This is a genomic window from Tissierellales bacterium, assembly GCA_035301805.1.
Classification (GTDB): domain Bacteria; phylum Bacillota; class Clostridia; order Tissierellales; family DATGTQ01; genus DATGTQ01.
The window spans coordinates 24122-31829 of sequence record DATGTQ010000087.1 but is presented as its reverse complement, the minus strand read 5'-3'; the positions used below and the strand labels follow the sequence as shown (position 1 = coordinate 31829).

The following is a 7708-nucleotide window of genomic DNA, read 5'->3' as shown; positions in this document are numbered from 1 at the left end:
CTATTCTCGTAATGATTTTCCAGTAAGACTTATAAATACATCTTCTAATGTAGGTTCTTCAACTCTAAAATGAGTAATGTTAATATTTGCTGAAGATATATTTGAAATTAATGTACTAATAGTATCAGTACCATTGTCTATATGAATTTTTACTTCCCAACTTTGAGTATCTTCATTAAATTTTGAATTTATATTTTCAACAAAGGGTATATTTTTAACTTTGTTTAAAATTGTATCATTCCAATTATTTAGCTCTAATATGACTACATTAGTTTTATTTAAATTTCTTTTTAAATTTTCTGGAGTATCTAGGGCTATTATTTTGCCACTATCAATTACTCCAATTCTATCACTTAACTGATCTGCCTCTTCCATGTAGTGGGTGGTTAAAAGTATAGTTCTACCTTCTTCTTTTATTTCAAGTATTATTTCTCTCAAATTTCTTGCAGACTGTGGATCTAATCCTGATGTAGGTTCATCTAATATTAATATCTTTGGTTCTGCAATTAAAGCCTTAGCAAGGGCAACTCTTTGTTTCATACCAGTAGAATATTTTTCTACTGTTTCGTCTCCTCTTTTATCTAGCTCAAATCTTTTTAATAGATAGTCTGCCTTTTCTTTTCCTTCTTTTCCAGTGATGCCATTCATAGTTGCAAAGTATTCTAAGTTTTCTCGACCTGTTAATTTCCAATAAGTACTTCTTTCCCCTGCTAATACAGTTCCTATATTTGTTAATGCATTAATAGGATTTTCTACTACATTACTTCCATTTACAGTAATAGAGCCTGAAGTAGGTCTTAATAAAGTAGATATCATCTTTATAGTTGTAGTCTTTCCAGCACCATTAGGGCCTAGAAATCCAAATATTTCACCTTTTTTCACATTGAAGTTAATATTATTTACAGCAACAAATATTTCTTTCTTTTTATTTTTTCTTTTCCAGAAAGGGCCATTTTTTTTCTTTACTTCAAATTCTTTTCTTAAATTATTTACCTCAATAGCATAATTTGTCATTTATATGCACCCCTTAATTAAAAATATTCTCTATATTTAAATAATAACCAATAAAAATTAAAAAGTCAATAAAGAAATTAAGATTATTAATAAAAGAATTAATATATTTAATAAATTAATTAAATGTGTTTAATTAATTTATGTTAATTAAAATAAAAAACAATTCTCTTTCCTTTAAAGGAAAGAGAATTGTTTTTTCATAGATAGTTACTGTATGAAATTATTTCAATGGATCTTCAATAAGGGTAGCAAAGACAAACCTATGTCTATGTTCTCTATCACTTGTAGTAATGCCTCTAACAAAATGAACATGTCTTCCCTCACCAACAGGGATGCCTGGGCCAGTTTCCACAATTAATTGATGAAAATGGGCAAAATCAAAATCAGTATTTACTACAATTTCATGTATATGGTTCCCATTTCTTAGGGGAATGGCCTGACTTGTAACTCCACTAAAACGATGATTATGTCTTAACTCTCCCTCTACTGCTAATTTAGTGCTACCTAAGAATTCATGGGTATGGGTTTGTTCCATATTGTTCACGGTATACCTCCTCTATTCATAACTTAGTTGCAATATATAATATGTTAGATAGGGGTAAGGTTTTACAAACTATTCTATATTCCATTATTTTTTAAGGATTCTTATTATTAAAAAGGCTATACCAGAACCTGTTAAGATTCCTACAGGTATTCCACCAAAAAATGTAGTTCCAATAATGGAACCAAATAAAATTCCCGCTAAGGCAGAAGGATTATTATTTAAATAATTTACTCCTTTTGCTGCAATAATTACTACTATAAATCCACTAATTAAAGAAACTAGTCCATGAATATTAAAAATGTTTTTTATACTTAGTATATCTTTTTCATTGGTATTGTCTATTAAGGGTATAAGTATCCATATTGTTAATAAAGTAACCCCTATATTTAAAAAATAATCTTTAGTAAATTTTATAATGTTTTCATTATCTATAAGGGAAAAAATAAATACAACTATTCCGGCTACAACCATAGTTTTATTTTTTGCCAGAATAGAGGTTATGACGATAAATAAAAGCAATATTTGACTTATCATATTCAGGACTCCAATCAAAATAGTCATTCTATATATATTATTCTAGAAGTTTTAATATATTAGTATAAAAGAGTAAAAGGAGTTGAAAAAAATGAAATTTAAATCTTTTGTATCCTATGAAGATGGGGCCCATTTAAAAGAAGAGGTAGGCAGTTGGATTGACGATAATGAAAAGGATATACTAGAGGTAGTAGATATCGAATATAATCGGGAGGGGAATATATATTTAGCAATAGTTACGTATATAGAAAGAGCTGGATAGCACTATAAATAGGTGGATAAATTCCACCTATTTAATTTTGGAAAAATAAAAATAAATATTTGACAGTGAGTCTATACTAGTGTATTATATTAACAAGACACTAGTGTACTTCTTCATTTTGGAGGTGAGAAGTTGAAATTTCATGACAAACTGCCTGTATATATGCAAATTATGGATTATTTAAAAACAAAAATTGCTATTGGAGAAATAGGTGGAGGTGAGCAATTGCCATCAGTTAGAGAACTTTCAAAGGAGCTACGAGTAAATCCTAATACAGTACAAAGGTCCTATCAGGAACTAGAAAGAGAAGACCTTGTTTATACTCAAAGGGGAATGGGTACTTTTGTTGCAGAAGATGAAAACATTGTAATGAGCCTTAAAAAAAGTATGGCAGAAGAAATTATTAATAATTTTATACAGGAAATGGAAGGGTTGGGGTTTAGTCAAAAGGAAATTGTTGAAATAATATTAGATGAAATTAATGGGGGGGTAGAGTAATGGATAAAATTTTAGAGGCAAAGTGGCTTTCTAAGAAATACATTAATAAGAAGGCTTTGAATAATGTAAACTTAGATATTGAAAAAGGCAAAGTAGTAGGTATATTAGGACCAAATGGAAGTGGAAAAACTACTTTTATAAAAATAGCAACAGGTCTTTTAAGGGCATCAAAAGGTGAAATTCTTGTAGATGGACATAAACCTGGAGCAGAAACGAAGGCTGTAGTATCATATTTACCAGATAGGAATTTTCTATATAAATGGATGACCGTAGAAGATGCAATAGAATTCTACAATGATTTCTATGCTGATTTTGATATGAAAAAAGCAGAGGAATTGTTAAAGTTTATGAAACTTAGCAAGGATTTAAAAGTCGATGCTTTATCTAAGGGTATGACAGAAAAATTAAACTTGACTTTAGTATTGTCTAGAAATGCTAAACTATATATTTTAGACGAGCCTATAGCTGGGGTAGACCCAGTAGCTAGGGATCAAATACTTGATGCAATTATAAATAATTATAATGAGGATAGTTCTATGATTATAACTACTCATTTAGTCAGGGATATAGAAAGAATATTTGATGAAGTAGTATTTCTTAGTGAAGGAGAAATTGTTCTTTCAGGTAATGCTGAAGAACTAAGGGAAGAAAAAGGTAAATCCATTGATGAATTATATAAAGAAATATTCGGCTAAGAAAGTATTTAGTAAATAGGAGGATAATGATGGGGAAATTAATGAAATATGAAATAAAGGGAACTTACAAGGTTATTTTAGGAATATTAGCTATAGTGTTAATAGCTACTACTATATTATATACTTATGTAGCTAGACAAGAAGCATCTATTGTGGCAGGACTTGCTTCTATGATAATATTTGGAACCTTTCTATCAGCTTTTTTCTATATAGTAGGTTCTTTTAGAAAAGAGCTATATGAGGATAGAGGATATTTAACATTTTCTCTACCCTTAACAGGGAATCAAGTTCTAGGGGCCAAACTTATTGTAGCTTTACTTTGGTTTCTATTAATAGGTGCTGTAACTTTTATATATAATTTTATTATGATGTTATCTTTTGCTACTAGAGAAACTGGCATGGGGGTATCAGAATTATTAGAAGAATTAAGGATAGCACTTTCTTATATTGATGGTAAGATCGCATTTATAGTAATTTTAACTTTCTCAATTATAGGAATAACAACATTAATTTTTATTTATTTTTCCATGACTTTAAGTAGAGTTACATTGAGAAACAAAAAGATAGGTGGATTGTGGTTTATTATATTCTTAGTATTAATTGGATTAATAGCATATTTTGAAATTAAAATAGCTAATGCCATTCCAGTATATTTAGATTTAAACAATTGGAAGATAATCACTTCACGGGTGATGAATTATTATAGCGAACTTCATGTGGGTAACGAGGGAATGTTCTTTAATATAGATGGTAGTGGATATCTAAGTATCACAGGTAATTTATTTAGGATAATTATGGGTATAATATTGTTTTTAGGTACAGGACATTTAATTGAGAATAAAATAGATTTATAATTTTGTAATAAGTTTTTTTAGGGATAAAAGGATATCAATATAAAGCTTATATTAGGGGTTTGGAAAATAATGAAATTAATAAATATATAGATATTTATGAAAATGTACTCCAATAGTTGAACTAAAATTTAATTGGGGGGAGGTCTTTGAAGAAGAATAATAGTATTATAAAAAGGACGGGAATAGTTTTATTATTCATCTTGATTTTTAATAATTTAAATCTATCTTATAAGGTAATGAAAGAAAATTCAACGAAAATAATAGTTGAGGATATTACCTATAAAAGCTATAACGATTGGGAAGATGATGTAGAAAGGTATGCATTAATGCATATGAATGAAAAGCTTAAAGGAATTGTTTATAGTACTAAAGTTGGAGAAATGGTAGATGGAACTACTATTGTTGAATTTATTGATGAAAAAGGTGAAATGGAAGCAAAAATTGCTTTAATGCAGAAGAAAAACAAAGAATGGAAAGTATTGTGGGAAAGTGTTAATAATAATGTTTCTAAGGATAAGATATGAGGAATAAGATATAATATGGATTCTAGGATTATAAGAAGGAGTGATGTTTATGCTTATAACAAATCTGCCTATCTTACCAGGAAACCAGGTAGAATTACTAGGAATAGTTGATGGGACAGTAGTATTTTCAAAACATTTTGGTAAAGATTTAGGAGCTGCTTTTAAGAACTTAGCTGGTGGAGAATTGAAAGGCTATACAGAAATGATAGAGGATGCGAAGAATCAAGCTTTAGAAAGATTACAAAGAGAGGCAGATGCACTAGAAGCAGATGGAGTTTTAAATGTACAATATGCTATAACTAATATGCAACAAGGTTCAGCATTGGTAGTTATGGTTACGGGAACTGCATATAAGAACATATAAACCCCTTTTTAGGGGTTTATTATTTTTTTGGTAATAAATTTTTGACAACTAGTTAATATAAGTATAGCTTATTAGTAATTTGATTTTTTATATACCGACATTATTAACTCAAGTGTAGATTGAACAATTCACTTCTATAAAGATAATAAGAATTAAGTTATGGTATATTATATAAATGCTATAATATACATAATATATAAATGTGAAAGGAGTGTCTCCGTGAGTAAGAAATTAATATTTGCTTTAATAGCTTTTTTTATACTGTTATCAATATTTATAGGAATAGTTTTAAGAAGTGAATATAAAAATATGGAGGAAGTAAAAAAAGAATATCCAGATTTATCAGAAGAAGTTTATTCTTATAGAAAGACTAATTTAAAAATTTGGGTAATAGGGACTTTTTTTAAATTTTTAATACCTTTATTATTTTTAACTACTAAACTTTCTGCTAGAATTAGAAATTTTGCTAGAGGGAAAACAGGAAATTTCTTCTTAACTGTAGCAGTATATGTATTTATTTTTACTATAATTGATTTACTAATATCATTGCCATTAAGTTATTATAGTGGGTTTGTTGTAAGCCATAGATTTGGATTATCTAATCAAACTATTAGTAGATGGGTAGAGTTAATTTTTAAAAATCTTGCACTAAATTTAATTATATCTATAGCTGTCACATGGTTTCCTTTTTATATTATGTTTAAAAGTCCAAAGAGATGGTGGTTATATTTAGGACTTCTTTCTTTTCCAGTTATTTTATTTATCACATTTATTTCTCCAATGTATATAGATCCTTTATTTCACGAATATACTTCTATAGAAGATAAAGAATTAGAAAGAGACATAAGGGAGTTGCTTACTAAGGCAGGTGTAGGAGATGCGGAAGTCTATCAAGTAAATATGAGTCAAGATACAAAACTTATGAATGCTTATATGACAGGGGTATTTAAATCTAAGAGAATCGTTCTTTGGGATACTACAATTGACAATCTAGATAATGGGGAAGTATTAAGTATAACAGCTCATGAAATCGGTCATTATGTTAAAGGACATATTTGGAAGGGAATTATTTTAGGTGGATTTCTTACTATATTGTTACTATTTTTAATCAATAAAACTACTTTATGGATACTTAAAAATTCAGAAGGACAGTTTGGGCTTACTAAAATACATGATATTGCAGCCCTTCCCTTATTAATATTAGTGTTAAATTTTTATATGTTTTTGTCATCCCCAATTATAAATGGATATTCAAGACATATTGAGTGGGAAGCCGATAAATTTGAATTAGAATTAGCTAGAGATAGAGAAGCAGCAGCTTCTTCTATGTTAAAGCTTCACGAAGAAAGCTTATCTTTACCTAGGCCTAGTAATATATATAAGATATGGTATCATAGTCATCCTACCTGTGAGGAAAGAGTTAATTTTGCATTAACCTATGAGTATGAAAATAAGCTACCCTAATTATGGGTAGCTTAAAAATTCTCTTAAGTTATTTTTGCTTTCTAAGGCTAAGATTTTTTCTAAAGCTCTAGTCTCTATTTGACGAATACGCTCTCTTGTAAGATCATATCTTTGGCCAATTTCTTCTAGAGTTTGAACTTCTCCAGTTTTTATTCCAAAACGTGATTCTATAATATCCTTTTCTCTATCTGTTAACATATTCAATGTATTATCAATTTGGTTTTTTAAGTCTTGTTCAACAATAGTATCTTCTAATAATGGGTCTTTAGATGGTATGAAATCTTGAAGTTCAATATGGCTATTTTCATTGTCTATATCGATTACAATATTTAATGAGGAAAAATAGGAGTAATTATTTCTGTAATAATTTATTGATGTATATTCATCTTTGGATATATCTGCATCGTCAATTAATTGATCTAAATTTTGGCTAATATCTCCGTAGATTTTTTCTACACTATTTAATGTATTGATTTTTTCGTAGATATAGGCGGGAAGTCTAATAAGATATCCAGTGTTCATAATTGCTCTATCCATCTGCTGATTAATCCAATAATATACATAGGTAGAAAAACGAGTGTTTTTACTTAAATCAAATCTTTCTATTCCTTTAATCATTCCAATAGTGCCTTCTTGAACTAAATCTTCAAAGGTGAAAGAGGTATGTATATTTACTCTTTTTTGGGCAGCAACATAGACTAATCCCATATTATTTACGATTATTTGATTCCTTATTCTTAAATCGCCAGTTTCTTTGTAAGAAGAAAGCAATTTTTCATTGGTGTGAAAAGTTTTCCTGTTTGATTTTAGATTTTCTACTCTCATATTTTATCACCTGCTATTATTGTATTCTCCAAATAATTATATAATCCTTTTAAATTCTGAAATTTATGCAAAAAAGTTTGAAAAACTTCTTAATTGTTATATGATATATATAACAGATAGAAAGGAAGAT

The 7708-nt window shown here is 28.5% G+C and carries 11 protein-coding genes; 7 read left to right on the top strand and 4 right to left on the bottom strand.

Annotated elements, in window-relative coordinates; genetic code table 11:
• The 3 genes from VK071_04180 to VK071_04170 all read right to left on the bottom strand — a co-directional run bounded on the left by VK071_04180 (position 1) and on the right by VK071_04170 (position 2092).
• Entirely contained in the window at positions 1-1014 is a 1014-nt protein-coding gene (locus tag VK071_04180) for an ATP-binding cassette domain-containing protein (GenBank protein HLR34512.1), read from the bottom strand.
• Between the two features lie 220 nt (positions 1015-1234).
• Entirely contained in the window at positions 1235-1549 is a 315-nt protein-coding gene (locus VK071_04175; protein ID HLR34511.1) for a YmaF family protein, read from the bottom strand.
• A 93-nt stretch (positions 1550-1642) separates the two neighbouring features.
• Positions 1643-2092 (bottom strand): DUF441 family protein, encoded by a 450-nt coding sequence (locus tag VK071_04170; GenBank protein ID HLR34510.1) that lies wholly within the window; start codon positions 2090-2092, stop codon positions 1643-1645.
• Between the two features lie 91 nt (positions 2093-2183).
• On the opposite strand from VK071_04170, the gene VK071_04165 reads away from it, so the two are divergent.
• From VK071_04165 to VK071_04135, 7 genes are all read left to right on the top strand, one after another.
• Complete coding sequence (locus VK071_04165; GenBank protein HLR34509.1) at positions 2184-2354, top strand: hypothetical protein; 171 nt, start codon at positions 2184-2186, stop codon at positions 2352-2354.
• Positions 2355-2486: 132 nt separating this feature from the next.
• Complete coding sequence (locus tag VK071_04160; protein HLR34508.1) at positions 2487-2852, top strand: GntR family transcriptional regulator; 366 nt, start codon at positions 2487-2489, stop codon at positions 2850-2852.
• Positions 2852-3547 (top strand): ABC transporter ATP-binding protein, encoded by a 696-nt coding sequence (locus tag VK071_04155; protein HLR34507.1) that lies wholly within the window; start codon positions 2852-2854, stop codon positions 3545-3547. The genes VK071_04160 and VK071_04155 overlap by 1 nt, the downstream gene beginning before the upstream one ends.
• A 29-nt stretch (positions 3548-3576) precedes the next feature.
• Positions 3577-4401, top strand: a complete 825-nt coding sequence (locus VK071_04150; protein HLR34506.1) for a hypothetical protein — start codon at positions 3577-3579, stop codon at positions 4399-4401.
• Positions 4402-4547: 146 nt separating this feature from the next.
• Positions 4548-4925: a hypothetical protein gene (locus VK071_04145; protein HLR34505.1), complete on the top strand. Its 378-nt coding sequence runs from the start codon at positions 4548-4550 to the stop codon at positions 4923-4925.
• Positions 4926-4974: 49 nt separating this feature from the next.
• The gene (locus VK071_04140) at positions 4975-5289 is read left to right on the top strand and encodes a YbjQ family protein (protein HLR34504.1); all 315 of its coding nucleotides are present in this window, start codon (positions 4975-4977) and stop codon (positions 5287-5289) included.
• A 219-nt stretch (positions 5290-5508) separates the two neighbouring features.
• Positions 5509-6753 (top strand): M48 family metallopeptidase, encoded by a 1245-nt coding sequence (locus tag VK071_04135; GenBank protein ID HLR34503.1) that lies wholly within the window; start codon positions 5509-5511, stop codon positions 6751-6753.
• On the opposite strand, the gene VK071_04130 is transcribed toward VK071_04135, so the two are convergent.
• On the bottom strand, positions 6754-7578 hold the full coding sequence (locus VK071_04130) for a sigma-70 family RNA polymerase sigma factor (protein HLR34502.1): 825 nt from the start codon (positions 7576-7578) through the stop codon (positions 6754-6756).
• Between the last annotated feature and the right edge of the window lie 130 nt (positions 7579-7708).